At 75.0% G+C, this 571-nt stretch carries 1 protein-coding gene; it reads left to right on the top strand.

Annotation, left to right across the window (positions count from 1 at the left end; genetic code table 11):
- Window positions 1-571, top strand: a 571-nt coding sequence (locus LI94_RS24150; RefSeq protein ID WP_046302521.1) for a hypothetical protein, incomplete at both ends; no start/stop codon positions are given.

Here is a 571-nt window from a genome sequence, read left to right as displayed (position 1 = left end):
CGGTGGTGCTGCCGGTGGCGCTGGCAACGGTGGCGACGGTGGTGCCGGTGCCGGCGGCGGCAATGGTGCGACCGCGGGCAGCGGTGGCGCCGGCGGTAACGGTGGCGAGCGTGGAAACGCCGGCGCTGGTGGTCAGGGCGGCAGCGGTGCCGGCGGTGCGGCTGCTGACGGGTCGCAGGGTGCTGACGCAACTGGTACCGGTAACGGCGGCAAGGGCGGCTCTGGCGGCAACGGCGAGGGCGTGAGCGGTCAGGCCGGCGGTGACGGTGGTGTTGGCGGTAACGCCGGAACCGTCGGTGACGGTGGCGCCGGCGGTGCCGGTGGTACAGGTGCTGATGGTGCTGCGGGCATCACGGACAACACCGGTACCGGCACCGATGGCGGCAACGCGGGCGCTGGTGGCGCCGGTGGTGTCGGCGGTAAGGGCGGCTCCCAGGCCGGTAACGGTGGCGTCGGCGGTGCCGGTGGTGCTGGTGGCGTCGGTGGTGCCGGTGGCGCCGGTGTTGACGGCTCGACCGGCGCCAACGCGGCGGCCGGCTCCGGCGGCAACGGTTCTGACGGCGGCGACGGT

The organism is Mycobacterium sp. UM_Kg27, from assembly GCF_000972905.1.
Classification (GTDB): Bacteria; Actinomycetota; Actinomycetes; order Mycobacteriales; family Mycobacteriaceae; genus Mycobacterium.
The sequence above is the reverse complement of the archived record's forward strand: the minus strand, read 5'-3'. Positions and strand labels throughout refer to the sequence as shown.